This window comes from Streptomyces sp. NRRL S-1813 (assembly GCF_000719605.1).
GTDB lineage: Bacteria > Actinomycetota > Actinomycetes > Streptomycetales > Streptomycetaceae > Streptomyces > Streptomyces decoyicus.
On record NZ_JOHB01000010.1, the window covers coordinates 76,823 to 102,017 of the forward strand.

Consider the following 25,195-nt stretch of genomic DNA (forward strand, 5'->3'; position numbering starts at 1 on the left):
CGCTGTCCTCCTCGGGATCAGGCACGTCCGGCGATGCGGTTGATGCGGTCGATGGCCCGCTCGAAGCCACGGGTGAGGTCGTCGAAGACGGCCTGTACGCTGCGCTCGCTGTTCATCCGTCCGACGATCTGGCCGACCGGGGTGCCCAGCAGCGGTTCGACCTCGTGCCGCTGGATACGGGAGTTGGCCTCGGCGACCAGCAGGCCCTGCAACGGCATCGGCAGCGGGCCGGGACCGTTCGGATCGTCCCAGGCGTCGGTCCACTCGGTGCGCAGCTGGCGGGCGGGTTTGCCGGTCAGGGCGCGGGAGCGCACGGTGTCGTCCGGGCCCGCGGCGAGCAGTTTCGCGGTCAGCCGCCGGGAGTGCAGGTCGGCCTCCTCGGTGGTCAGCCAGAGCGAGCCCAGCCAGACGCCCTGGGCGCCGAGGGCGAGTCCGGCGGCGATCTGCTCGCCGGTGCCGATACCGCCCGCGGCGAGCACCGGCAGCGGGTCGACGGCGGCCACGACTTCCGGAGTGAGGACCATGGTGGCGATCTCGCCGGTGTGCCCGCCCGCCTCGTACCCCTGGGCGACGACGATGTCGATACCGGCGGCCTTGTGGTGCCGTGCGTGCCGCGGGCTGCCGGCCAGCGCGGCGACGAGGACGCCGTGGTCGTGGGCGCGCCGGATGATGTCGGGCGGCGGTGAGCCGAGGGCGTTGGCCAGCAACTTGATCGGATAGTCGAAGGCCACATCGAGCTGGGTGCGGGCGACCTGCTCCATCCACCCGGTGATCCGCCAGCCGGACGTCTCCCCCGCCGCGAGCTGCGGTACCTGGTGTTTGTCGAGGAGCTCGGTGACGAAGCGGCGGTGCCCCTGTGGGATCATCGCCTCGACCTCGGCCTCGGTGACCCCTTCCACCTTCTTGGCGGGCATGACCACATCGAGCCCGTAGGGCAGCCCGTCGGTGTGCTCCTGCATCCAGTCCAGGTCGCGGGCCAGTTCGTCCGGCGCGGTGTAGCGGACCGCACCGAGCACCCCGAACCCGCCGGCCCGGGTGATCGCCGCGGCGACCGCGGGAAACGGCGTGAACCCGAAGACGGCGTGCTCGACTCCCAGCGTGTTGCTCAGCTCCGTCTGCATGGGCGAAGGATGCCGCAGCGGGCCGTACGAGGGAAGAGCGTTTCTGATGCAGCGTCAGAAACTTGGCGCCGGCCGCCGGGACGGGCGGCCCCCGGCCGTCCCGGGCCGCCGGGGCGGGCGGCCCCCGCCCCTCACCCCTCCTCCAATACCGCCATCGCCGCATTGTGTCCCGGGATGCCGCTCACGCCCCCGCCGCGTACCGCGCCCGCCCCGCACAGGAGGACGTTGGGGTGGGTGGTCGCCACGCCCCAGCGGGCCGGGGCGGACCGGGCGTCGCCGAGGGCCTCGTCCGAGGGATCGGCATAGGGAAAGGCCAGGTCCCGGTGGAAGATGTTGCCGCCCGGCAGGCCGAGTTCGCGGTCCAGGTCGAGGGGGGACCGGGCCTCGATGCAGGGGCGGCCGTCGGCGTCATGGGCCAGGCAGTCGGCGAGCGGTTCGGCGAGGTGGGTGTCGAGTTCGGCGAGGGTGGCCGCCAGCAGGCGGTCGCGGGTGGTGTCGTTGTCGGCGGTGAACAGGCTGGCGGGGGTGTGCAGGCCGAACAGGGTGAGCGTCTGGTAGCCCTGGCGGACCAGGTCAGCGCCGAGGATGGAGGGGTCGGTGAGGGAGTGGCAGTAGATCTCGGACGGCGGGGAGGAGGGGAGGGCGCCGGACGCGGCCTGTTGGTAGGCGCTCTCCAGTTGGCGGTAGCCCTCGGCGATATGGAACGTGCCGGAGAAGGCCTCCCGTGCGTCCACACGGGTGTCACGCAGCCGCGGCAGCCGGGTGAGCAGCATATTGACCTTGAGCTGGGCGCCCTCGGCGGGTGGCGGCGGGGCCTCGCCCAGCAGGCGGGCCAGCTCGCGCGGGGCGGCGTTGACCAGGACCCGGCGGGCGCCGACGGTGCCCTGGTCGCAGGTCACCTCCGCGGTGCGGCCGTCCGTCGCGATCCCGGTCACGGCGCAGTCGGTGACGATCTCCGCCCCGGACCGGCGGGCGGCGTCGGCCAGCGCGTCGGTGAGGGCCCCCATACCGCCGATGGGCACGTCCCAGTCTCCGGTGCCGCCGCCGATGACGTGGTAGAGGAAACAGCGGTTCTGACGCAGGGACGGATCATGAGCGGTGGCGAAGGTGCCGATGAGGGCGTCGGTGAGGACCACCCCGCGGACCAGGTCGTCGCTGAAGGTCTCCTCGACCACCTCCCCCAGAGGACGTTCGAACAGGGCATGCCAGGTGGCGTCGTCGTCGACGGTGGCGCGCAGCGCGGCGCGGGTGGGGAGGGGCTCGGTCAGGGTGGGGAAGACGCGTTCGGCGAGACGCCCGGTGGTGCCGTAGAAGCGCTGCCAGGCGGTGAACTCCCGGTCGGATCCGGTGAGTTCGGCGAAAGCGGTACGGGTCCGGGCATCGCCGCCGCCGACGAGGAGACCGGTGGGGCGGCCGTCGCGCACGGCGGGGGTGTAGGAGGAGACGGTGCGTTTGCGGACCGCGAAGCGCAGACCGAGATCCCGCACGATCTTCGGCGGCAGCAGGCTGACGAGGTAGGAGTAACGGGACAGCCGGGCGTCGACCCCGGCGAAGGCCCGGGTCGACACGGCGGCCCCACCGGTGTGGTCCAGCCGCTCCAGCACCAGCACACTGCGCCCTGCGCGCGCGAGATAGGCGGCGGCAACGAGTCCGTTGTGCCCGCCGCCGACGATGACCGCGTCATACGAAGTCCGTTCCGGCATGCCCCTTGGTAGCACGCGGTGATCTCGGTCGCCAGGTGCAGGCGGCTGAAACCTCTCCCCGGGTCGGTGCGGCTTCTTGACCGGGCAGGGGGCTGCTCCTAGCGTCCGGCCGTGCTCCGCCCCGGCACCGCCCCCGCCACCCTCTCCGCAGGCCGTCCCGCCCACCCGTGAGGTGACCCGTGTCCCACTCCCCGGTACCCCGCCTCGGCCGCACCCTCGCCGGACTGACCGCCGTCGCCGCCTGCTCCGCCGGGCTGCTCGCGGCCCCCGCGCCCGCCTCTGCCGCCGCCGGTCCGGTCCGTGCGACCGGCGCCCGGCACGCCGCCGGGGCGTATCCGAATCTGGCCCCCAGACCCCCGATGGGCTGGAACAACTGGTCGTACTACATGTGCGACATCAACGAGAAGGTCGTCCTCGACAATGCGCGTGCCCTGGTCCGTTCGGGGCTGGCACGGCAGGGCTATCGCACCGTCACCGTCGACGACTGCTGGATGAGCCGACAGCGCGGGCCCCAGGGGGAGCTGACGGCCGACCGGACGAAGTTCCCGCACGGCATGGCCTACCTCGGGCGGCAGCTGCACGCGCTGGGACTGAAGTTCGGGATCTATGAGGACGTCGGCACTCTCACCTGTGAGAAGTATCCGGGCAGTCTTGGCCATTTTCAGCAGGACGCGGAGCTGTTCGCCCGCTGGAAGGTCGACTACGTCAAGGCGGACGGCTGCAATGTGCCCGTCGCGCCGGGGCACTCCAAGGAGGAGACCTACCGGGATCTGTACGGGCAGATGAGCCGTGCGCTCCGGGCCACCGGCCGCCCGATCACCTTCTCGGTGTCGGCACCGGCCTACTTCCAGTTCGACGGCGACAGCGTCTGGCACCGGGTCATCGGCTGGTCGGCCGAGGTCGGCAATCTGTGGCGGGGCGGGCGCGATGTGGCGCTCCAGAAGAGCACGCCGGCCGCGAAGTGGTCCTCCATCGTCTACAACTTCCGCTACAACGCACGGCTGGCCGGCCTCCAGCGTCCCGGCCGCTGGAACGATCCGGACTTCCTGCTGGCCGGTGACACGGGCCTGACAGCGCGGGAGATGCAGAGCCAGATGTCGCTGTGGTCGATGATGGCCGCTCCCCTGATCTCCAGCACCGACGTCGGCAGTCTGTCCCCGGCGGCACGCAAGGTGCTGGGGAACAAGGAGGTCATCGCCGTCGACCAGGATGCGCTCGGCGTCCAGGGGAACCTCGTGCAGCAGGACGACGGCTCCGCGGTGCTGGCCAAGCCGCTGAAGAACGGCGACCGGGCGATCGCCCTGTTCAACTCGGGCGACGCACCGCGCACGCTCTCCGTCACAGCCGCCGCGGCCGGACTGCCGGCGGCCGACTCCTACCGGCTGCACGATCTGGTGACCGGCCGCCGCACGCACAGCGACGACACGATCGTGGCGCGGGAGGTGCCGCCGCACAGCACGGTGCTCTACCGCGTCACACCGGACTGACCGGGGCGCTGCGGTTCGCCCGGCGGCATCCGGGCGCCATCCGGGCGCGGCCAGGGCACAGCCGTCCCCCGGCCGCGCCCGGATGACCGCGGCCGCCCTCCCCCTGGGGGCTCCCCCTGAGGGTCTCCCCTAGCGCCGGCGTGCCGCGCGCTCCTGGTGCAGGGCCGCGATCCGGCGGTGGAGGGCGGCAGCCTCGTCCGCGCTGCCCAGTTGCTCCAGGCACTGGGCGAGGTCGCCGTAGCTCGCCAGCGTGTCGAGGTGGGCCGCGCCCAGGACCTGTTCGCGGGCGTCCGCGACCTCGCGGTAGAGGTCCAGCGCCTCGTCCCAGCGGCCGAGCCAGCCCAGCGCCACGGCGGCCTCCCGGCGGCTGACCAGGGTGTCGGAGTGGTCGGGGCCGAGCACCCGCCCGCGCGTCGCGGCCACTTCACGGGCCTCCACGAGCGCCTCCTGCCAGCGGTTCTGCCGGCCGAGGTTGACGCCCAGGCCGTGCCGGGCGCGCAGCGTCTCCGGGTCGTCGGCGCTCCGGGCGACGGCACAGGCCGAGGCCAGGTCCCGGTAGAGCGCCACGGCCCCGGCGCTGTCGCCGAGCCGGCCGAGGCCGATGCCGACCTCGTAACGGGCGGCGAGGGTGTCGGGGTGGCCGGGGCCGAGCGTGGCGGTGCGCGCCGCCGCGACGTCCCTGTGGGTGTGCAGCGCCTCCGCATACCTGCCCAACTTGCCCAGTACGTGGGCGAGTTCGAAGAGCGTGGCGAGGGTGTCGGGGTGCTGCGGGCCGAGTACCCGGGCGCGCGCCTCGGCCACCTCATGGGTCATGGCGAGGCAGTCCTCCAGCCGTCCCAGCCGGCCGAGGTTGAGCGCGACCTGGTGGCGGCAGCTCAGCGAGTCGGGGTGGTCGGGGCCCAGCGCACGTTCACGGCCCGCCAGCACCTCGGCGTAGATCTGGTGCGCCTCGAAGCTCCGGCCGAGACGGCTCGCGGCATGGCCTCCCTCCAGGCGGCTGGTGAGGGTGTCGGGGTGGTCGGGACCGAGGAGTCGCTCGCGTTCCGCGGCGAGCACACGGTGGGCCTCGCCCGCCTCCTCCCAGCGGCCCAGCCGGCCGAGGTTCAGCGCGGCGGTGTGCCGGCCGGCCAGCGCGGCGAGGGTGGCGCGGTGGTCGTCCGGCGGTGCCGGACTGGCGATGCCGGCGTCCGGGGGCGTCTCACCGCCCTGCGGGCCGCCGCGCCAGCCGGTCCAGGTATCGGTGAGGACCGTGGCGGCCCCGTCCGCGGCGTGCCCGTGCGGTCGCCGGGCGAGGCCCGCGGGGGCGCCGAGGGTCATGCCGCGGGTCCAGGTGGGCTGCCACCGGGCGGGGACCGTCAGCTCGTCCGGGCCTGTCGCGACGTCCCGCCCGGGGTGCGGATGGCGGGCATCGGCGAGGCGTTTGCCCAGCTCGTGGGCGTCCCTGGGACGGTCGTCGGGGTCCTTGGCGAGCAGTTCGAGCACGATCCGCTCATAGGCCTCGGGCAGATCGGGCCGGAGCGTACGGGGCGGCTCCGGTGCCAGGTCGCGATGTCCGACGAGCACCGCCCAGGCGTCGCCCAGGTCGAACGGCGGCACTCCGGTGGCGATCTCGTACAGCACACAGCCGAGCGAGTAGAGATCGCTGCGGTGGTCGACGCCGTGGGCGCCGATCTGTTCGGGCGACATGTAATGCGGGCTGCCCATGGCGATGCCGGTGCCGGTGAGGCGGGCGGTGAAGCCGATGTCGTGGCCGAGCCGCGCGATGCCGAAATCACAGATCTTGACCGTGCCGTCGGCGGTCCGGACGATGTTGGCCGGTTTCAGATCGCGGTGCACGATGGCTTGTTCATGGGTGTAGGCAAGCGCGGCGGTGACCTGCTCGGCGATCTCCATGAGGTCCGCCACGGGCAGCGGCTGACGGCGGTTGTCGTCCAGGAGCTGGCTGAGGTTACGGCCGCTGAGCAGCTCCATCACGATGAAGAGGGTGCCGTCGTCCTCGCCGAAGTCATGGACGACGGTGATGCCGCGGTGCTGGAGCGCGGCCGCGACCCGGGCCTCGCGGCGGAAGCGTTCGCGCAGCACCTGGAGGAACGACGGCTCGTGCCGCGGCCCCATGGGCTTGAGGCACTTGACCGCGACCTGCCGGCCCAGCGACTCGTCGCGGGCCCGCCACACCTCCCCCATGCCGCCGCGCCCGATGGTGCCGAGCAGCCGGTACCGCCGTTGGATCAGTCTGTTTTCCGCCACCATGTATCGCCGCCCCCGTCCCCGTTCCCCGTGGTCAGCCGCGCAGCTCCCCCTGCGGGGCCTCCTGCCCTTCCAGTATGGCGGCGGAACGGCGGAGCTTGTAGGGCGCTGGGCGGGCGCCGGGGCCGAGTCGTGCGACGGCGCGCAGGATGTGCCGGGGCGGGAGCTGCCAGCGGACCGTGGGGGGAATGGCGCGAAGGAGGTGGCCGGTGGCGCGGAGCCGGCGGGTGACCGTGGCGGGCGGGGGCGCGGGGCGCCCGTAGAGCTCGTGGGCATACGCCGGGAGTGCGCCGTAGGCGAGCCGGGCCACCCGGTGCCAGAGCAGGGCACGGGCCGGGACGAGCGGCGCCGGGGTCGGCGGCCGGCGCAGAAAGTCGTCGACCTCGCGGGCTTCAGGGGTCAGCGCCAACTCGGGCCGTACCTGGGCGAAGTAGGCGGCGAGCGCGGCCCGGCTGCCCGGAACCCCGGCCGGGTCGAGGCCGACGAGCCGGGCGCTTTCGCGCTGCTCGTGGACGTAGGCGTCGGCCTGGGCGTCGCTGACGGGATAGCCGGAGCGGCGCAGTACGTGCAGGTAGGAGTCCACCTCCGCGCAGTGCACCCACAGCAGCAGGTCCGGCTCGTCGATCCCGTAGCGCTCGCCGGTGGCCGGATCGGTGGCGGACAGCCGGCGGTGGATGCGCCGGACCGTGGCACCGGCCTGTTCGGCGGCGTCGGTGGTGCCGTAGCTGAGGGTGCCGACGAAATGGGCGGTGCGCATCAGCCGGCCCCAGGCGTCCCTCCTGAAGTCCGAGTTCTGGAAGACACCGCGCACCGCACGAGGATGCAGCGCCTGGAGGTACAGCGCGCGGACACCCGCGATCCACATCATCGGATCACTGTGCATCTGCCAGGTCACGGACCGGGGCCCGAAGACCCCCGGGTCGCCTGCCACGCATCCCACCTCCCGCTGCCGGATACGACACCTGACGGAAGACGTCCGACGGTGGATGTCCGACGGTAGATCTCCGACGGCAGTAGTCACCAGCATCCATCATGGTGGGCCCACAAGAGAGCGGGGCCCTGTCTCTTCGGTCACCGGCTGCCCTCCCGGGCCCCCGTACCCGCGCCACGCCCGCCGGTCGGAAGCCGGTGCGGACTGTCCGCGCGGTGGTGTGTCATCGGGGGTATGGCGATCGTGTGCGGCAAGCCGGGAGTCGACGGGCTGAGCGAGGCTGTGGGCGTCCTGCGGGAGTGGCAGTACGACGGGGTCCCGATGCAACTGCATCCGCGACTTCACGGAGCCGGTGCAGGACCCGGGCGTGCGGATCGAGGTGGTCGGGCCCGAGCAGGCACACGTGTTTGCCGCCGTACAGCGGGCAGCGTTCGACGGGTCGAGGTTCACGGACGAGCGCTGGCACACGATGGCGGCCGGACTGCCGTACCCCTGGCTCCCATGTCGGCGCCGTCGCCACCTACAAGTCAGCCGGGTTCCGGCAACGCCCCGACGTCCTGGGTGAGGGCGCACGGCCGATTCCGGCTCAGCGCCGCACGCGGGGCATCCCCAGGCCGATCCACGAGATGATTTCGCGCTGGATCTCGTTGTTGCCGCCGCCGAAGGTGAAGATGACGGCGGAGCGGTAGCCGCGTTCCAGTTCGCCGTGCAGGACCGCGCCGGCCGAGCCCTCCTTGAGGGGGCCCGCGGAGCCGACGACCTCCATCAGCCAGGCATAGGCGTCCCGGCGGGCCTCGGAGCCGTAGACCTTGACGGCGGAGGCGTCCTGCGGGGTGAGGGTGCCCTGCTGGAGCGCGTCGACCATCTGCCAGTTCAGCAGTTTCATGGCGTCCAGCCGGGTGTGGGTGCGGGCCAGCCGTCCGCGTACCCAGCCCAGGTCGATGACCCGGCGGCCGTCGGCGAGTGTGGTGTCGGCGGCCCAGCGCTGGACGTTGTGCAGTGCGCGGATGGCCATGGTGCCGTGGGCCGCGAGGGTGACCCGCTCGTGGTTGAGCTGGTTGGTGATGATCCGCCAGCCCTTGTTCTCCTGGCCGACGCGGCGGGAGGCCGGGACGGTGATGTTCTCGTAGTAGCTGGCGGTGGTGTCGTGCGAGGCGAGGGTGTTGATCAGAGTGCAGGAGTAGCCGGGGTCGCTGGTGGGGACGAGGAGCATGGTGATGCCCTTGTGGGGCGGCGCTTCCGGGTCGGTGCGCACCGCGAGCCATACCCAGTCAGCGGTGTCGCCGTTGGTCGTCCAGATCTTCTGCCCGTTGACGACATAGTGGCCGCTCTCCTCGTCCCCCACCCGTACGGCGCGGGTCTTGAGGGCGGCCAGGTCGGTGCCGGCGTCCGGTTCGCTGTAGCCGATGGCGAAGTCGATCTCGCCGGAGAGGATCCGGGGCAGGAAGTAGGCCTTCTGCTCGTCGGTGCCGAACTGCATGATCGTCGGGCCGACGGTGTTCAGCGCCATCAGCGGCAGCGGCACCCCCGCCTGGGCCGCCTCGTCGAAGAAGATGAACTGTTCCGTCGGGGACATACCGCGCCCGCCGAACTCCTTGGGCCAGCCGACGCCGAGCCAGCCGTCCGTGCCCAGCCGGCGGACGGTCTCGCGGTAGAAGCGCTTCTGCGCCGCGGGGCCCGCGACGGGGTCGCCGTCCGCGCCCGGGGAGTTGCGTGGGCCCGTGGCAGCGCGGTCCGGCACCAGGTCGGCGAAGTAGGTGCGCAGCTCGGCGCGCAACTGCTGCTGTTCGGGGGTGTATTCGAGGTGCACGGCCCCTCCAGTTCGTCCGGTCCGGTCGTCCGGTGCGAGGGGGCGCGGGATGCTGACGGCCCGTCGGCTGCCGGATCGAGGGGCACAGTAGAACTTGTTCCAGTAATACGGAAGGGTGCGGGAGGTGCATCCGTCCGGGCCGGTGCCTGCCGGGACGGGGGCGAGGGGGATGGCGAGCGAGGGACGGCGGGGGGCTCCCGGCCACCGCCCCGTCAGGGAACGATCGAGTCGATGTACCCGCCGTCGACGCGGACGGCCGCCCCGGTCGTCGCCGAGGCGTACGGGGAGCTGAGAAAAACCACCATGGCGGCGATCTGTTCTGGATGCGGCCCCAGCCCCGTTCGGTCATCCCGGGCAGATAGCGGCGGATCATCCGGACGGCCGTGAGCACATTGATCTCGAAATACCGCCGCCACTCGGCATCATCGATCTCCAGGGCGGGCCGGGAGCCGAAGATACCGAGGTTGTTGATGAGGATGTCCGCCTGCGGTACGGCCTCGGCGACCTGGTCGAGGCCGCTGTCGGTACCGATGTCGCCGGGCGCCGCGAGAAAGGCCGCGTCCGGTGCCTGCGTACGTATCCGCTCCAGCGCCGCCTCCACGGAGCCGACGCTGCGGCCGTTCACCGCGACCCGGGCGCCGGCGCGGGCCGGCCCCAGCGCGATGGCCGCTCCGATGCCCTGGGTCGAGCCGGTCACCACCGCGGTCCGGCCGGTGAGATCGATCTGCACGGTTCTTCTCCGTTCTCGGTCACCCGCCCCCGGACTCCGCGCGCGGGCCCTGCCCGCCGCGCACACGAAGGCCCGGTCCGGCACCTCCGCAGCGCCGGACCGGGCCTCCTCCGGGCTCCATCAGCCCACGGCGTGCTTCGCCGCGTGGTTCGGCTCGTGCCGGCTGCGCTGGACGTCCTTGCAGTACTTGACGTAGCCGCTGTTGGTCACGTACTTCGCCGAAACCCAGGAGGCCCGCTCCTGGCGGGTCAGGTACCAGACGGTGTTGCCGCCCACGCTCTGGGTGCGGACCTTGCACACCAGGCCGACCTGCGCGCGGTGGTGGAGGTGGCCCCGCACGGAGGAGTCCGTGCTGGGGTACTGACGCTGGCTCAGTCCCGTTTTGGCAGTGACCACTCCGAAGGGCTTGGTGGGTCCGGGCGCCGCCTGGGCCGGGACGGCGAGCAGCGTCGCACCGAGGGCGACGGCTGTGGCCAGTGCGCCCGCGCCGGCTGCGAGCTGTTTGCCTCGGGCCACGAGGTTTTCGGTCGTGGACATAGGGGGTCTCCTGTTCTTGACGCGCAATGCCACCCATTGGTGTCAAGTGGACATTACGCTCAAACCACCCTGCGAATGTGGTGAAACGACGAACAGGCCGCCGATCGTGTGACGGCACAAGTCCGCCCGCCGCACGGGCAGTCACCGCCCCGCGGGCACCCCGGAGCGGGCGGGGTCAGCCCTCGGTACCGGCGCCGTGGATCCCGAAGGAGCCCCCTTGCGGATCCCGGATCACCGCGACCCTCGGTCCGTGGGGCACATCCGTCGGGGGCACCAGCAGCATGCCCCCCGACTCGGCGGCGCGGGCGGCCGTCTCGTCGACGTCGGCGACCGCGAAGTACGGCAGCCAGTGCGCCCTGATGTCGTCCGGATAGAACTCGTCCAGCGCGCTCAGACCGCCGAAGTCGGCGCCGTCGATACCCCATTGCGGATAGTCCTTGTGCGTGCCCACGGTCCAGCCGAAGACTCCCGTGTAGAAGGCCTTGGCGGCCTCGGCGTCCCGGGTGGCGAGCTCGGCCCAGCCGAGCGAACCCGGCGCGCTGAGCACCGCGGCACCGGCGAAGGACCGGGCCTGCCACAGCGAGAAGACCGCGCCTTCCGGGTCGGCCAGGACGGCGAAGCGGCCCAGGTCGAACACGTCCATCGGGCCCCTCAGCCGCCGCCCGCCCGCCTCGGTGACCGCCGTGGTCAGCGCGTCGACGTCCCGCGTCGCGAACGACACGGTCCAGGCGGTCGGCTGCCCGGGGGCGTAGAGCGGGGTCAGCGCGGCGACCGGGGCGCCCCCCAGGTACATGGTGGTGTAGCCGCCCGCCTCTTCCCGCGGGTCGGTCTCGGCACGCCAGCCGAAAACCTGGCGGTAGTACACCTTGGCGGCGTCCACGTCCGAAGTGCCCAGCTCCACCCAGCAGGGCGCGCCGGGCGTGGGCTCAGTGATCTTCACGGTGTGTTCCGCTCCTCCGCGCCGAGCCGTGGCCGGGCGGTGCCGCGCTCGCGTCCGCGCACTGCCGGTCGGTATCCGTACGCTGCCGATCGTGCGACGGGCGCGACGGGGCCGCAACCGGAGCGCGGGCGCGGAGGACCGGCTCAGCCGGCCAGGTCGGCCCAGCCGTTCTTCAGCCGCGCGAAGATCTCGTCCAGTGCGGAGCCGGGGTCGTCACAGCCGGCGGCCAGCCGGGGAGCGGCCAGTACATAGTGGGCCAGCGCACGCGCCGAGGCCCCGCCCTCATCGGCGCCGGCCGCCTCGGCGATCGCACCGGCCAGCGCCGTTTCGTGCCGCAGCCACATCCGGTGGGCGTAGTCGCTGAGCACCGGGGTGCCGTCGACCAGTTCCCGGAAAGCCCGGAACTCCGGCGCCTCGCGGACCGTGACCAGCAGGCCGTGGAGGTAGGCGTGCAGCGCGTCCAGGACCGTGCTCCCCGGTGCACGGTCGCGGACGGCCGCGACGAGGGCCGCGCTCTGCTCGGTGTCCCGGTCGAACACCAGGGCTTCCTTGCCGGAGAAGTGCTTGAACAAGGTGGTCACCGAGACATCCGCGGCCTCGGCCACGTCCTTGACGCTCACCCGGTCGTAGCCGTGCTCCAGGAAGAGCCGCAGGGCCGCATCGGCCAGTGCCTTGCGGGTCTGGGCCTTCTTGCGTTCGCGGCGGCCGGGCGTCGGCTGGGTCATGACAGCAGATCATCTCTCGTGGTCGGGCGGCTCAAAAGGGGAGCCGGTGCAACGGTGGGGTGCACGGGGCGGCCGGATGCCGGTGCGGCGGCACGGGTCCCGATACGGCCGCAGGTCACTGGAAGCGGGCGCGCAGATGGCGCAGCGAGCCGTGCGGGGCGTCGGGGGCGATGGCGTTGGCCAGGCCGCGGGCGGCGAACTCGGCGGCCTCGGCGGCGCGGGGCAGCATGACCGCCTCGTAGGCGCGTACCGCCGCGTCCTGGTCGCTCTGTCCGGCGAGGGCCCGGGCGAGTTCACCGCCGTCGAGCATGGCGAGGTTGGCGCCCATGCCGGAGAACGGTGACATCAGATGTGCGGCGTCGCCGAGCAGGGTCAGGCCCGGGGTGTGGGTCCAGGTGTGCGGCACGGGCAGGGCGAACAGCGGCCGGTTGGCGAACCCGCCGTCGTTGTCCCGCAGCAGCGCCAGCAGCCGGTCGTCCCACCCCGCGAACGCGTCGAGCAGCACGGCGCGGACGGCTTCGGTGTCCGCCACCTTCACCCCTGCCTCCAGCGCCCAGTCCTGGGAGCCGCGGAAGGCGATATAGACGCGGATGTGGCCGCGGCTGTTGCGCTGGGCGATCAGCGCCTTGTTGGCGGACGCCGCCCACATGCTGCCGTCGCCGACCAGACGGGCGATATCCGGGTGGCGGTGGTCGGCGTCGTCGAATCCGGCCTCGACGAAGGTGACCCCGGTGTAGTGGGGGGTGGCGTCGGAGAGCAGCGGCCGCACCCTGGACCAGGCGCCGTCGGCGCCGATGACCAGATCGAAGGCTTCGGTGTGGCCGTCGTCGAACTCGGCCTTGTGGCGGCCGTCGCCGAGCGGGTGCAGCGTGCGCAGATGGCTGCCCCAGCGCACGGTTTCGGGGGCGAGGGAGTCCAGCAGGAGCCGGCGCAGCTCGCCCCGGTCGATCTCGGGGCGGTCGCTGTCGCCGGGGGCGGGGGTGTGCTGGAAGAGCACGGTCGCGGTGTGGTCGAGCAGCCGCACCTCCTGGCCTTCGGGGCGGGCGAGAGCGGTGAACTCCTCGTGCAGGCCCGCTGCCCGCAGGGCCGCCTGACCGGTCGTCATATGCAGGTCCAGCGTGCCGCCTTGTGAGCGGGCGTCGGCGGACGCTTCATGGTCGAAGACAGTGACGGGTACGCCGTTGCGCTGGAGGACGCGGGCGCAGGTCAGCCCACCGGGGCCGGCGCCGACGATCGCGATACGGGGAGTGGCGGAGGTCATGACGCTCCTCAAACGGTGCGGGATGGCAGGACATCCCCCTCAGAAAAGCACAACGATTAAAAAAGCGCAATCGATACACTTTCTGAGCGACTCACCCCACGCCGAGGGGCCAGCGAGGGGTGCCGACGGTCGTTCGGCAGGGCGAGCGGGCGCATGAGCGGGTGCCCGAGTGGGTAGATCGCCCCTGGCCAGGGCCCCACAGAGGCCCACCGGCGAAGATTTGTCCGGCAAAAGGGACAGTTGATTATTTAACGTCGGCACGTTTGCAAGTTTAGGCATGCCTAACCTAATGTAACGACGCGTGTCGACGATCAAACCACCTGCCACCGCACCCCCCGTGCCCGATGCGCGTCCCGCCGCGAAGGTCCTGCGGCGCGTTCCGCTGTTCGTGGCCGGGCTCGGTGCGCTGGCCGTCTGTGCCGCCCTGAGCCTCGTCCTCGGCGCCCGGTCCGTACCGCTGTCCACCGTGTGGGACGCGCTGACCGGCACCGCCCACGGGCGGGATGCCCTCGTGGTGACGGGACTTCGGCTGCCGCGCACGGTGGTGGCCCTCGCGGTCGGCGCCGCCCTCGGTGTCGCAGGGGCCGTCGTCCAGGGCGTCACCCGCAACCCGCTCGCCTCCCCGACGACGCTCGGCATCAACGCGGGCGCAGGCTTCGCGGTGGTCACCGCGATCTATGCACTGCATCTGACCCGGCCCGTTCAGTACATCTGGTTCGCGTTCGCGGGCGCCGCGGCCGCCGCACTGTTCGCCCAGGCGCTGGCCCGGCGCGCCGGTGACCTCGACCCGGCACGGCTCGCGCTGGGCGGTACCGTCCTCCAACTCGTCCTGCTGTCCTGGACATCGACCGTCATGCTGGCCAGCAAGCGGTCGCTGGACGAGGCCCGGTTCTGGATGGCCGGTTCGCTGGCCGAGCGCCCGCTGTCGGTGCTCTACCCGGTGCTGCCGACCCTGGCCATCGGTCTGGTTCTCGCGCTGGCCCTCGCCCCCGCCCTCAACGCGCTGGCGCTGGGCGACGATTCCGCGCAGGCGCTGGGCGTGCGGGTGGCACGGATCCGTCTGACCGGCGGCCTGGCCGTCGTGCTGCTCGCCGCGTCGGCGGTGGCCGTGGCCGGACCGCTGGCCTTCATCGGACTGGCCGCACCGCACCTGGTCCGCCAGCTGCTGCGCACCTCCGACCACCGGGTGGTGGTGCCCGGCTGTCTGATCGCCGGCCCCCTGCTGCTGCTCACCGCCGACATCCTCGGACGGCTCGTCATCCGGCCGTCCGAACTCCAGGTCGGCATCATCAGCGCGTTCCTCGGCGCGCCGCTGCTGGCGCTGCTGGCCCGGAAGGTGGCCCGATGACCGACGTCGTACGGAGCAAGAAGCCGCTCGGCTCCCCCTCCCGGCCCGCGGCGGCCGGACGCGGGCCCGCGCTGCGCCGTACCCCGCTGCTGGCCCTCGCCGGCGCCGTGGTGCTCGGCGTACTGGTGACGGTGTCCGTGGCCAACGGCGAGATACCGCTGGCGCCCCTCGACGCGGTCAAGGGCCTGCTCGGCCTCGGCGATTCCGCCACCGTGCTGGTGGTCCAGGAGTTCCGGGCCCCGCGGATGGTCGCGGCGATCGTCGCGGGGGCGGGCCTCGCGGTGGGCGGCGCCCTGCTCCAGCGGCTCTTCCGCAATCCGCTCGCCTCCCCCGATGTGATGGGGGTGACCGGCGGTGCCTCGTTCGGCGCGGTGGCGATGCTGGCCGCCGGGGCCTCGCAGGCGCTGATGCCGCTGGCCGCGCTGGGCGGCGGACTGCTCGCCGCGGCGCTGCTGGGGGTGTTCGGCTGGCGCTCCGGTGTCAGTGTGACGCGCCTGGTGCTGGTCGGTCTCGCCGTACAGGCGGGGCTCTCCGCCGCGGTGAGCTTCATGGTCGTCCGCTTCCCCACCGAACTCGCGGGCTCGGCCCTGCAATGGACGACCGGCTCGGTGTACGGGCGGACCTGGACCGAAGTGTGGTCCGCGGGCGGGGCGATGGCCGCGGGACTGCTGGCCGCCTTCGCGCTGCACCGCCGGCTCGCCGTCCTCGACCTGGGCGACGACTCGGCCGGCGCACTGGGTCTGCGCACCCACGCCGCCCGCCTCCAGATCCTGGTCGTCGCCATCGTGCTGGCCTCGCTGGCCGCCGCGCTCACCGGCCCGGTCGCCTTCGTCGCCCTGGCCGTCCCGCACATGGTCCGGTTCCTCGCCGGGCCGCCGACCGCCGGGACGCTGGCACTGTCCGGCCTCGCCGGTGCCGTGCTGCTGCTCGCCTCCGACCTGGTGGCGCAGTACCTGCTGCCGGTCGGCGGGCTGCCGGTCGGGGTGGTCACCGCCACTCTGGGCGCGCCCTGGCTGCTGGTGCTGATGATCCGTCAGAGCAGTTCCGTCAACAGGAGTGTCCGATGACCGCCAACCAGCTCTCCACCCAGGGGCTCGACCTGCGCTACGGCGACCGGCTGATCGTCGGCGGCCTCGATCTGGTGCTGCCCGGCGGCGCCGTCACCGCCGTGGTCGGCCCCAACGCCTGTGGCAAGTCGACCCTGCTGCGCGGGCTGACCCGGCTGCTGCCGCCCGCCGCCGGCACCGTCGCGCTGGACGGGGCCGATATCCACCGGATGCCGGCCCGTGCGCTGGCCCTGCGGATGGGGCTGCTCCCCCAGCAGCCGGTCACCCCCGACGCGATCACCGTCGAGGCGCTGGTACGGCTGGGCCGCTACCCGCACCAGCGGCTGCTGAGCCCCTGGTCGGCGACGGATCAGCAGGCGGTGGAGGAGGCGCTGCGGCGCACCGGCACCGTGGAGCTGCGCGACCAGCCCGTGGACCGGCTCTCCGGCGGCCAGCGGCAGCGCGCCTGGATCGCCCTCGCGCTGGCACAGGACACCGAGCTGCTGCTGCTCGACGAGCCCACGACGTTCCTGGACCTGCGGCACCAGCTCGATGTCCTCGACCTGGTCGCCGCGCTGCACTCCGAGGCGGGCCGCACCGTGGTGATGGTGCTGCACGACCTCGGGCAGGCAGCCCGTTACGCGGATCACCTCGTGGTCCTCAAGGACGGGAAGCTGGCCGCGGCCGGCGCCCCGGCGGACGTACTCGACGCGGAACTGGTCAAGTCCGTCTTCGACGTGGACTGCCGGGTGATCCCCGACCCCGAGACCGGCACCCCGCTGGTCGTCCCCAAGGGCAGCGCGAAACGGCACACCACCGTCTCCGCCTGACCCGACCGTCCCCCCACGCACCTCTTTTCCGCTCCCCTAAGGAAGTTGCCCTCATGTTCAGCAGACCGACTCTCCGCGGCGCCGTCCGGCTGCCCGCCGCGCTCCTCGCCGTCGTCCTGGGCGCCGGCGCCCTCACCGCGTGCGGTGGCGGCACCTCCTCGGGCGGCGACGACGCGGCGAAGGCCGGTGCCGGCTTCCCGCGCACCGTCAAGAGCGCCGTGGGCGGCGAGGTGAAGATCCCCGCCAAGCCCAAGCGCGTGGTCGTCCTGGACACCGGTGAGCTCGACGACGTCACCATGCTCGGCATCAAGCCCGTCGGCGCGGTCTCCCCGCACATGAAGTCCGAGGGCGGCTTCCCCGCCTACCTCAAGGGCGAGATCGGGGGCGTCAAGGACGTCGGTCCGCTGCTGGAGCCGAACCTCGAGAAGATCATCGCCCTCCAGCCCGATCTGATCCTGTCCTCCAAGGTCCGCCACGAGAAGATCTACGACAAGCTCAAGGCGATCGCGCCGACGGTCTTCACCGAGACCACCGGCGGCCCCTGGAAGGCCAATCTGAAGGTCCACGCCAAGGCGCTGGGCATGGAGAAGCAGGCCGACCGGAGGATGAAGGAGTACGAGGGCCGGGCCAAGGAGCTCGGCGAGGCCATCAAGAAGAAGTACCACGGCACGATGCCGTCGGCGTCCGTGGTCCGCTTCGTCGCCGGTCCGACCCGCCTCTACCAGAAGTCCTCCTACAGCGGCGTGGTGCTGAACGACATCGGCCTGGCCCGGCCGAAGTCGCAGAGCTCCACCGACCCGGTCAAGACGATGCTCGACGTCAGCCCGGAGCAGATCGACAAGGCCGACGCCGACCTGGTGTTCGTGACCGTCGCGGACGAGCCGGACAAGACCCAGCAGAAGGACGTCACGTCCAACCCGGTCTGGAAGGACCTGCCGGCCGTCAAGAAGCACAAGGTCTTCACCATGCCCGACGAGACCTGGATGTCCGGCATCGGTATCCAGGCCGCCGAGCACATGCTCGCCGACGTGGCGAAGGCCACCGGCGTGCCGCTGCCCAAGGGCTGACGCACCCGCAGAGGGGTGGGCCGCCGTCCCCACGGCCCGCCCCCGCCCGCGACGTCCCCCCGCACCACCCTTGATCCTGAAGGACCCCGCCCATGCGGCTGTATCTGCTCGCGCTCAACCCCACCGACTCGGTCACCCAGGGATTCCTCCCCGCCGCGGCCCGCCTCGGTCTCGATGTCACGCTGCTGACGGACCAGCCCGAGGCGCACCGGCGCAACAGTCCCCGGACCGAGGTCCTGGAGTGCGACGTCCATGATTTCCGCGCCGTCATCACCCGCATGGCCACGCACCACCCGGCCGCCGCGGTCTTCTCCAACAGCGACCATCTCCAGACCCAGACGGCCCTGGCCGCGGAGTACTTCGGACTGCCCGGCAAGGACTGGCGGGCCGCGCTGCGCGCCAAGAACAAGGCGGAGATGCGCCGCCACCTCGCCGCGTCCGGCGCCGACACCGTACGGTCCGTGGAGCTCGGCCCCGGTCAGGACCCGTCCGCGCTCACCGCCGCGGGGCTGCCCTACCCCTGTGTCGTCAAACCCCGCGAGGGCGTGGCCAGCGAGGACGTGATGCTGGCCGACGGTCCCGAGGAACTGGTGGCGCGTGCCGAGGAGATACAGGCGCGGCGGCCGCAGGCGGCACTGGTCGCCGAGGAGTTCCTGGCCGGCGAGCTGTACACCCTGGAGACCCTCGGCGACGGACGGCTGTGCCATGTCCTGGGCGGTTTCCACACCACTCTCTCCGCGCCGCCGGCCTTCATCGAGGAGCGGCACGACTTCGTCGCCGCCCACCCGGAGCCCGTGGCCGAACAGGTGCTGGCCCAACTCGACGCGCTGGGAGTGGGGTTCGGCGCCTGCCACACGGAGTTCGTGGTGCACGAGGGCCGGGCGCGGCTCATCGAGGTGAACTACCGCGTCATCGGCGACCAGTGCGATCTGCTGCTCGCCCGGGTCCTGGGCATCGAGCTGTTCGAGCACGTCCTGCGGACCCATCTCGGCGAGCCGCTGCCCGCCGATCTCGGTGCGCGGCAGGACGGCGTGGGCCGGGTGGAGTACGCCCTCGCCGACCGGGCCGGGACGCTCACCGCCGCGCCCGCCGCCACGGACCGCGAGACGGACGGCGTACGGCTGGCCTACCGGCCGCTGCGCGCGGTCGGGGCCGAACACCCGCTGTACCGCACCAACCGCGACTACCTCGGCGTGCTGCGGGCCACCGGCACCGACCGGAGCTCCCTGGACCGGGCCGCGGACGGCTTCTTCGCCACCGAGCGCTGGGAGATCTCGTCATGACGGTCTCCCCCGGCATCCTCACCGACACGACCGGGCAGGAGACGGCCGGCGCCGCCGAGGAGTCCGAGCTGCTGCTGCGGGTGCTGAGCGCGCTGCTGCGCGAGGACGTCGTCGGTCTGCGCACCCGCGGCACGCTGCTGGAGCGGCCGGACGGCCCCTGGCTGCGGCTGGCCGCCGACCCGGCGGCCGGTGCCCTGCTGCTGCCGCTGGGCGCGGACGGCTACCAGAGCGTGCACGCGGCCCGGCTGCCGCTGCTCGTCCGCGAATCCGACGGTGCCCGCCTCACCTCGGTCGACGAGGTTCTCACCGCCCTGCGCACGCTCGCCGACCCGGCCGACCGCCCCGGCTTCGACGCCTTCGCCGAGGAGTGCCGCCAGACCCTGACGACGATGCGGCTGCACACCCGCACCCGGGACGAGGTGGACCGTACGCTGACGGAGCGTCACGGCGAGTCCGATGCCTGGCTGGGTCTGGACGGCGGCCTGGCGTACGACACCCTCGCCGCGCGCCTCGACCACCCCGTCTACCCGGCCTCGCGGGGCCGCTCCGGCCTGGACGAGGCGCAGCTGCGCGCCTACGCACCGGAGTTCCGTCCGGACTTCGCGCTGCGCTGGCTGGCCGTACCGCGCTCCGCGATGACCGTCGCGGGCGGTACCGCGGCGCTGCCCGGCTGCTGGCCGACGCCGGCGGAGCTGGATCTGCCGCACCTCGCCGACAGCCATCTCGCCCTCCCCGTCCACCCGCTGACGCTCGGCGACGCCCTGCACGAGGCGCTGCGCGAGACCGGCCTGGAGCAGGAGGCGGTGCTGTCCGGGCGCGCGCTGCTCGGCGCGGTGCCGACGCTGTCGATGCGGACCGTGGCGGTGGACGCCGACCCCCGGCTGCATCTGAAGCTGCCGCTGGCCACCGCCACGCTGGGGCTGCGCAACCGGCGCACCATCAAGCCGCGCACCCTCGTCGACGGTGCGGCGGGCCAGCGGCTGCTGGAGCAGGTGATCGCCCGCGAGCCGCGGTTCGCACAAACGATTCTTCAGGCCGACGAGACGGTGTACGCGCACGCCGGCCACGAGCTGCTCGCCGTGCTGTGCCGGCGCTACCCGGCCGGGCTGGAAGGCAGTGCCGTGGTCCCGATGGCCGCTCTGCTGGGCCGGGCGCCGGGCGGACGGCTGGTGATCGACGAGCTCGCCGACCGTTTCTACGACGGTGACCCGCTGGCGCTGCTGGACGCCTGTCTGACCCTGCTCTTCGACTGGCAGACCACCCTGTTCGGCTACGGCTTCGGCCTGGAGTCGCACCAGCAGAACATCTCGCTGGTACTGGACCAGGGGGTGCAGGGCACCCGGCTGCGGCTGCTGTTCAAGGACAACGACGCGCCGCGCATCAACGCCGTACGGCTGCGGGAGACCCTGGGCGACGACGCCCCGGACCCCGAGGACTTCGCCGATCCGCGGATCTTCGCGGACCACGACCGGCCGGTGCTGGACCTGTTCACCACCATCACCGTCCATCTGTGCGCGGGCTCCTACGCCTTCGGGCTGGCCCGGCACGGGCGGGCGCCGCAGGACCGGCTGCTGGGCCTGGTCCGCGACCGGCTCGCCGAGGCCGTCGCACGGCTGGGCACCGCACCGGGCGAGCCGGGCGCCGCGCTGCGCGCGCACGTCCTGGACGCCCCGCGGCTGCCGGTCAAGGCGATGGTCAGCGCCGGCACCCTGCTGTCCAAGGAACGGTCCGGCGCTGCCGACATCAACAAGCACTACACCACCGGCCCCAACTATCTGCTGCCGATGGGGACTTCCCGATGAGCCCGACGAAAACCGCCACCTCCCCACGGGTCGACGCATCCGCCGTCGAGACCAAGGTCCGCCCGGACATCGGCCGCCGCCAGGTGTACGCCGTGGCCGGCTGCTACTTCGTGGCGTCGTTCGCCGCGCTGGGCCTGCCGCCGTACCTCACCGAGATCCTGCCCGAGCTGGGCGACGGCGCCGCCCGCTGGGCCGGTCTGCTCTACATCGTGCCCACCATCTTCGGCGCCATCGGGGCGCCGCTGTGGGGGCGGCTCGCCGACCGGTTCGGCCGCAAACGGCTGCTGCTGCGCGCACAGTTGGGGCTCGCCGCGGCGTTTCTGCTGGCGGGCTGGGCCGACTCGATCGGCACCTTCGCCACCGCCCTGGTGATCCAGGGCGTGCTGGGCGGCACCTTCGCCGCGTCGAACGGCTATCTGGGTGCGGCGCTGGAGGGCCATGCGCTCTCCCGGGCGCTGACCCTGATGCAGGGCAGTGCCCGCGCGGCGCTGGTGTGCGCGCCGATCGTGGTCGGCTCGCTGACGCCGTGGCTGTCGCCGCACCGCCAGTACGCGCTGCTGGCCGTGCTGCCGCTGGCCGCCGCGGCAATGCTGGCGGCGCTCCCGGAGCCCCCGCGGTCCCGGCCCGCACCTCCGCAGGCCACCACCGCGGAAGCCGAGGCGGACGGGACGCCGGTGGTCGAGGCCACCGCCGAGCCCTCCGGGCGCGCCCCGGCCGCTTCTCTGCGGGCCCTGTACGCCATCGAGTTCGCGTTCGTCTTCTCCACCGTCATCTCCTTCCCGTACCTGATCGCCCTCATCAAGGAGCGCATACCGGGTACCGGCCCGATGGTGTCCGGGATCCTGTTCGCCCTGCCGCACATGTGCTACCTGATCGCGGCGATCCCGGTGCACTCCCTCTTCCGCGGCCGTCCCCGGCTCGGCATCGCGCTCGGCTTCGGCTGTATCGCGCTCGGCCTGGCCGGGCACGGCATCGCCGACTCGCTCACCTCGTTCGTCGCGGTGCGCCTGGTGCTCGGCGCCGGCCTCACCCTGGGCCTGGTCTGTATGTCGGTATTGGCCGCCGACTGCGCCAAGGGCCGTGCCCCCGGCGGGCTGTTCGGCTCGATCGAATTCTTCTCCAAGGCCGGCGCGGTCGCCGCCGGTGTGGCCGCCGCGGCCGGAAACGACTGGTTCGGCCCCACCGCACCCGTCCTGACCGGCACCGCGATAGCGCTGGTCACCGGGCTGGCGACCGCCCTCCCCCGCCTTCCCCGTACTCTCCGCACCCGCAGGAGCCTTCGATGCCCTCGCTGACCAACTCACCCGCCGCCCCTGCCTGCGCCACCCCCGCCGGACTGCCCACCGCGGACCAGGCCGTGGCGCACACCCTGCTCAACTGCCTGCTGCGGGAGGTGTCGGGGCCCGAGCACCAGACCGCCGTCGACCACGGCCGGCTGCTGCTGCGGCTGCCGCGGCGCGGAGTGCTGTTGCGGGTCGCGCTGCGCCGCACCTCGCTGCTCGGCGCGCACCGGTTCACCGGCCCGGTGTCCGAACAGACCGCCGACGGCTGGGCCGAGGTCGGCTGGCACCGGCTGGCCGAGTACGTGCATGCCGAGCTCTCGCTGCGGACCGGGGTGCGCAACGAGGAGTTCCTCGCGCAGATCGCCTCCAGCCACCAGGCCGTCTCCGCCGCGCTGGCCGCCCGTACGGAGCAGTGCCCGGCCGACGGGGGAACGGCCGCCCAGGACCCGCAGTCCGGCGCGGAGGACTGGCAGGCCGCCTACGTCGCCTCCGAGCAGTCGCTGGTCCTCGGCCACCGCTTCCACCCGACCCCCAAGGCCCGCACCGGCGACCCCGCCTCCTGGCAGTCGTACGCCCCCGAGACCGGCGCCGTCTTCCCGCTGCTGCTGCTCGCCGTACGCGAGGAGCTGATCGCCGAGGAGGTGTCCGCCGACGGCGCCACGGGCCCGCTGGACGCGCTGCACACCGACGTGCCGGACGGCTACCGGCTGCTGCCCGTACACCCCTGGCAGTACGAGCTGCTGCGCGACCACGCGGGTCTGCAAGAGGCGCTGGACCGCGACGACATCCGCGTCCTGGGCAGCAGCGACACGCCGTTCGCGGCCACCGCGTCCGTGCGCACGCTCTACGACGGCGAGGCGTTCCTCAAGTTCAGCCTGAACGTCCGGATCACCAACTGCCTCCGGAAGAACGCCAGTTACGAGCTGTCCGGGGCGGTGGCCCTCACCCGGCTGCTGGCGCCGGCACTCACCGATCTCGCCACCCGGTTCCCCGGCGCCGCGGTCCTCCGGGAGCCCGCCTACCGCAGCCTGGCGCTGCCCGGCGCCGACGGCCGCCCGGACACCGAGCTGCTCGAAGGGTTCGGTGTCATCGTCCGCGAGGGCCTGTCCCAGCACCTGCTGCCGGGCACCACCCCGCTGCTGGCCGGCGCCGTCGCCGACGAGTACCCCACCAGCCCGGCCCATGTCTCCCGCCTGCTGGACGGGGCCGGTCCGCAGGCCGCGCTGGAGTGGTGGGCCGCCTACCTCAATCTGCTGCTGCCGCCGGTGCTCGCCGCCTACTTCGACCACGGCCTGGTGCTGGAGCCGCACCTGCAAAACGTGCTGGTCTGTGTCGACGGCGACGGGATGCCCGCACAGGTCCTCTTCCGCGACCTGGAGGGCACCAAGCTCGTCCCCGAGCACCACACCGAGCTGCTGGCCTCGCTGCCCGAGCAGGTCGCCGGACCGATGACCTACGACGCCCAGCACGGCTGGGACCGCGTCGTGTACTGCCTGCTGGTCAACCACGTCGCCGAGATGCTCGCCGCACTCGCCGATCTGCACCCGGACACCGAGACGGAGCTGTGGGCGCAGGTGCGGCGCACCCTCCAGACCCACGCGGACCGGTACGGCTGCCCGCCGCGGCTGGCCGCCCTGCTGGCCGGCGTCCCGCTGCCCGCCAAGGCCAACCTGCTCACCCGCTGGGAGCGCAAGGCCGACCGCGAGGCGGGCTATGTCCTGCTGCCCTCGCCGCTGGCCGAGGCCGTTCTGTCGGGCGCCGGGCGCACCGACGACACCACCCCCTGGAGCGCACGATGACCACTCCCGCCCCCGCCCTCACAGCGGACGTCCGCGACCGCGCCCGCTCCCTCTCCCCCGAGGAACTGCCCGCCTACCTCTACGATCTGACGGCGCTGCGCGCGCACCTGGCCGAGGTGCGGGCCGCGCTGCCCGAGCGCGTCGAGCTGTACTACGCGGCCAAGGCCAACCCCGAGCCGGAGATCCTGGAGGCGCTGCGTCCGTACGTGGACGGCTACGAGGTCTCCTCGGGCGGCGAGCTGGCGCATGTCGGCAAGGCCGTGCCGGGCGCGCCGCTCGCCTTCGGCGGACCGGGCAAGACGCCTGCCGAGGTCGCGCAGGCGCTGGAGCTGGGGGTGCAGCGCTTCCATGTGGAGAGCGTGTACGAGCTCCACATGCTCGCGAGCCTGGCCGCCCGGCTCGCCCCACAACGCCGTATCGCGGTGCTGGCCCGCTTCAACCTGCCGGTCGACGACGGTTCCCTGGACGGCAGTTCGCTCGCCATGGGCGGCCGCCCGGCCCCCTTCGGCCTGGACCCCGCGCAGGCCGGCGAGTTCGTCGCCCTGCTCACCGACGGCAGCTACCCGCAGCTCGAACTCCGCGGTATCCACGCCCACTTGGCCAGTGGACTGGAGGCACCCGAGCAGCTCGCCGTGTCGGAGGCCATCGTGACGTGGGCCGCCGAGCTGGCCGCAGAGCACCGGATCCCGCTCTCCGAGGTGACCATCGGCGGCGGGATGGCCGTCGACTACGCCGCCCCGGATCGCCGCTTCGACTGGACGGCGTACGGTGCGGGCCTGGCCCGGCTCGCCGCCGCCCACCCCGGCTTCACCCTGCGCATCGAGCCGGGACGCGCGCTCACCGCGTACTGCGGCTGGTATGCCACCGAGGTGCTGGATGTGAAGCACAGCCACGGCGAGGAGTTCGCCGTGGTCCGCGGCGGCACCCACCATCTGCGCACCCCCGCGACCAAGGGCCACGACCAGCCCTGCACGGTGCTGCCGTCCGAGGCGCCCTGGCCGCACCCCTGGGCGCGGTCGGCGGCGCAGGGCGGCCAGGTCACCGTCACCGGGCAGCTGTGCACCCCCAAGGACGTCCTCGCCCGCAACGTCCCGGCACCGGGGCTGCGGGCCGGTGACCGGGTGGTGTTCGGCGTCGCCGGGGCCTACGCCTGGAACATCTCGCACCACGACTTCCTGATGCATCCGCGCCCCGGTTTCCACTTCCTCGGCGCCACGGAGTCCGGCGCGGCAGAGGAGGCCTGAG

Annotated in this window: 19 protein-coding genes and 1 pseudogene; 10 read left to right on the forward strand and 10 right to left on the reverse strand. The window is 72.8% G+C overall.

The window, feature by feature from the left end; genetic code table 11:
• Nucleotides 1-17 precede the first annotated feature (17 nt).
• Nucleotides 18-1,121 (reverse strand): NAD(P)H-dependent flavin oxidoreductase, encoded by a 1,104-nt coding sequence (locus IF67_RS0116995; RefSeq protein ID WP_030986497.1) that lies wholly within the window; start codon nt 1,119-1,121, stop codon nt 18-20.
• Between the two features lie 131 nt (nt 1,122-1,252).
• Nucleotides 1,253-2,824 (reverse strand): phytoene desaturase family protein, encoded by a 1,572-nt coding sequence (locus tag IF67_RS0117000; RefSeq protein ID WP_030986499.1) that lies wholly within the window; start codon nt 2,822-2,824, stop codon nt 1,253-1,255.
• A gap of 179 nt (nt 2,825-3,003) precedes the next feature.
• Here IF67_RS0117000 and IF67_RS0117005 point away from each other — a divergent pair, with 179 nt between their 5' ends.
• On the forward strand, nt 3,004-4,311 hold the full coding sequence (locus IF67_RS0117005; protein WP_030986501.1) for a glycoside hydrolase family 27 protein: 1,308 nt from the start codon (nt 3,004-3,006) through the stop codon (nt 4,309-4,311).
• Nucleotides 4,312-4,440: 129 nt separating this feature from the next.
• On the opposite strand, the gene IF67_RS0117010 is transcribed toward IF67_RS0117005, so the two are convergent.
• The 8 genes and pseudogenes from IF67_RS0117010 to IF67_RS0117045 form a co-directional block, all read right to left on the reverse strand.
• Nucleotides 4,441-6,558: a serine/threonine-protein kinase gene (locus IF67_RS0117010; RefSeq protein ID WP_030986502.1), complete on the reverse strand. Its 2,118-nt coding sequence runs from the start codon at nt 6,556-6,558 to the stop codon at nt 4,441-4,443.
• Nucleotides 6,559-6,592: 34 nt separating this feature from the next.
• Nucleotides 6,593-7,441, reverse strand: a complete 849-nt coding sequence (locus IF67_RS0117015; RefSeq protein WP_234341167.1) for an oxygenase MpaB family protein — start codon at nt 7,439-7,441, stop codon at nt 6,593-6,595.
• A gap of 634 nt (nt 7,442-8,075) precedes the next feature.
• Nucleotides 8,076-9,299 (reverse strand): acyl-CoA dehydrogenase family protein, encoded by a 1,224-nt coding sequence (locus IF67_RS0117020; RefSeq protein WP_030986505.1) that lies wholly within the window; start codon nt 9,297-9,299, stop codon nt 8,076-8,078.
• A 212-nt stretch (nt 9,300-9,511) separates the two neighbouring features.
• Nucleotides 9,512-10,029 (reverse strand): annotated as a pseudogene (locus IF67_RS40790) (SDR family NAD(P)-dependent oxidoreductase).
• 120 nt (nt 10,030-10,149) lie between these two features.
• The gene (locus tag IF67_RS0117030) at nt 10,150-10,566 is read right to left on the reverse strand and encodes a hypothetical protein (protein WP_030986507.1); all 417 of its coding nucleotides are present in this window, start codon (nt 10,564-10,566) and stop codon (nt 10,150-10,152) included.
• 175 nt (nt 10,567-10,741) lie between these two features.
• A complete protein-coding gene (locus IF67_RS0117035) occupies nt 10,742-11,506 on the reverse strand; it encodes a VOC family protein (RefSeq protein WP_030986508.1) in 765 nt (254 codons plus the stop codon).
• 143 nt (nt 11,507-11,649) lie between these two features.
• Nucleotides 11,650-12,231 (reverse strand): TetR/AcrR family transcriptional regulator, encoded by a 582-nt coding sequence (locus IF67_RS0117040; protein ID WP_030986510.1) that lies wholly within the window; start codon nt 12,229-12,231, stop codon nt 11,650-11,652.
• 115 nt (nt 12,232-12,346) lie between these two features.
• Nucleotides 12,347-13,492 (reverse strand): FAD-dependent oxidoreductase, encoded by a 1,146-nt coding sequence (locus IF67_RS0117045; protein WP_030986511.1) that lies wholly within the window; start codon nt 13,490-13,492, stop codon nt 12,347-12,349.
• A gap of 337 nt (nt 13,493-13,829) precedes the next feature.
• Here IF67_RS0117045 and IF67_RS0117050 point away from each other — a divergent pair, with 337 nt between their 5' ends.
• From IF67_RS0117050 to IF67_RS0117090, 9 genes are all read left to right on the forward strand, one after another.
• Entirely contained in the window at nt 13,830-14,840 is a 1,011-nt protein-coding gene (locus tag IF67_RS0117050; RefSeq protein ID WP_030986513.1) for a FecCD family ABC transporter permease, read from the forward strand.
• On the forward strand, nt 14,837-15,907 hold the full coding sequence (locus IF67_RS0117055; protein ID WP_030986514.1) for a FecCD family ABC transporter permease: 1,071 nt from the start codon (nt 14,837-14,839) through the stop codon (nt 15,905-15,907). Before IF67_RS0117050 ends, IF67_RS0117055 begins: the two co-directional genes overlap by 4 nt.
• A complete protein-coding gene (locus tag IF67_RS0117060; RefSeq protein WP_030986516.1) occupies nt 15,904-16,716 on the forward strand; it encodes an ABC transporter ATP-binding protein in 813 nt (270 codons plus the stop codon). Before IF67_RS0117055 ends, IF67_RS0117060 begins: the two co-directional genes overlap by 4 nt.
• 53 nt (nt 16,717-16,769) lie before the next feature.
• Nucleotides 16,770-17,783 (forward strand): ABC transporter substrate-binding protein, encoded by a 1,014-nt coding sequence (locus tag IF67_RS0117065; protein ID WP_030986518.1) that lies wholly within the window; start codon nt 16,770-16,772, stop codon nt 17,781-17,783.
• Between the two features lie 92 nt (nt 17,784-17,875).
• The gene (locus IF67_RS0117070) at nt 17,876-19,066 is read left to right on the forward strand and encodes an ATP-grasp domain-containing protein (RefSeq protein WP_030986520.1); all 1,191 of its coding nucleotides are present in this window, start codon (nt 17,876-17,878) and stop codon (nt 19,064-19,066) included.
• Entirely contained in the window at nt 19,063-20,868 is a 1,806-nt protein-coding gene (locus IF67_RS0117075; RefSeq protein WP_030986522.1) for an IucA/IucC family protein, read from the forward strand. Before IF67_RS0117070 ends, IF67_RS0117075 begins: the two co-directional genes overlap by 4 nt.
• Complete coding sequence (locus IF67_RS0117080; RefSeq protein ID WP_030986524.1) at nt 20,865-22,163, forward strand: MFS transporter; 1,299 nt, start codon at nt 20,865-20,867, stop codon at nt 22,161-22,163. Before IF67_RS0117075 ends, IF67_RS0117080 begins: the two co-directional genes overlap by 4 nt.
• A complete protein-coding gene (locus IF67_RS0117085) occupies nt 22,151-23,950 on the forward strand; it encodes an IucA/IucC family protein (RefSeq protein WP_037839482.1) in 1,800 nt (599 codons plus the stop codon). Before IF67_RS0117080 ends, IF67_RS0117085 begins: the two co-directional genes overlap by 13 nt.
• The gene (locus tag IF67_RS0117090; RefSeq protein WP_030986528.1) at nt 23,947-25,194 is read left to right on the forward strand and encodes a type III PLP-dependent enzyme; all 1,248 of its coding nucleotides are present in this window, start codon (nt 23,947-23,949) and stop codon (nt 25,192-25,194) included. The genes IF67_RS0117085 and IF67_RS0117090 overlap by 4 nt, the downstream gene beginning before the upstream one ends.
• Nucleotide 25,195: the final 1 nt, after the last annotated feature.

Coding starts and splice junctions, on each gene's coding strand:
- IF67_RS0116995 (WP_030986497.1), bottom strand. CDS start 1,121: ATGCAGACGGAGCTGAGCAACACGCTGGGAGTCGAGCACGCCGTCTTC.
- IF67_RS0117000 (WP_030986499.1), bottom strand. CDS start 2,824: ATGCCGGAACGGACTTCGTATGACGCGGTCATCGTCGGCGGCGGGCAC.
- IF67_RS0117015 (WP_234341167.1), bottom strand. CDS start 7,441: ATGCACAGTGATCCGATGATGTGGATCGCGGGTGTCCGCGCGCTGTAC.
- IF67_RS0117030 (WP_030986507.1), bottom strand. CDS start 10,566: ATGTCCACGACCGAAAACCTCGTGGCCCGAGGCAAACAGCTCGCAGCC.
- IF67_RS0117040 (WP_030986510.1), bottom strand. CDS start 12,231: ATGACCCAGCCGACGCCCGGCCGCCGCGAACGCAAGAAGGCCCAGACC.
- IF67_RS0117045 (WP_030986511.1), bottom strand. CDS start 13,492: ATGACCTCCGCCACTCCCCGTATCGCGATCGTCGGCGCCGGCCCCGGT.
- IF67_RS0117055 (WP_030986514.1), top strand. CDS start 14,837: ATGACCGACGTCGTACGGAGCAAGAAGCCGCTCGGCTCCCCCTCCCGG.
- IF67_RS0117060 (WP_030986516.1), top strand. CDS start 15,904: ATGACCGCCAACCAGCTCTCCACCCAGGGGCTCGACCTGCGCTACGGC.
- IF67_RS0117065 (WP_030986518.1), top strand. CDS start 16,770: ATGTTCAGCAGACCGACTCTCCGCGGCGCCGTCCGGCTGCCCGCCGCG.
- IF67_RS0117070 (WP_030986520.1), top strand. CDS start 17,876: ATGCGGCTGTATCTGCTCGCGCTCAACCCCACCGACTCGGTCACCCAG.
- IF67_RS0117075 (WP_030986522.1), top strand. CDS start 19,063: ATGACGGTCTCCCCCGGCATCCTCACCGACACGACCGGGCAGGAGACG.
- IF67_RS0117080 (WP_030986524.1), top strand. CDS start 20,865: ATGAGCCCGACGAAAACCGCCACCTCCCCACGGGTCGACGCATCCGCC.
- IF67_RS0117085 (WP_037839482.1), top strand. CDS start 22,151: ATGCCCTCGCTGACCAACTCACCCGCCGCCCCTGCCTGCGCCACCCCC.
- IF67_RS0117090 (WP_030986528.1), top strand. CDS start 23,947: ATGACCACTCCCGCCCCCGCCCTCACAGCGGACGTCCGCGACCGCGCC.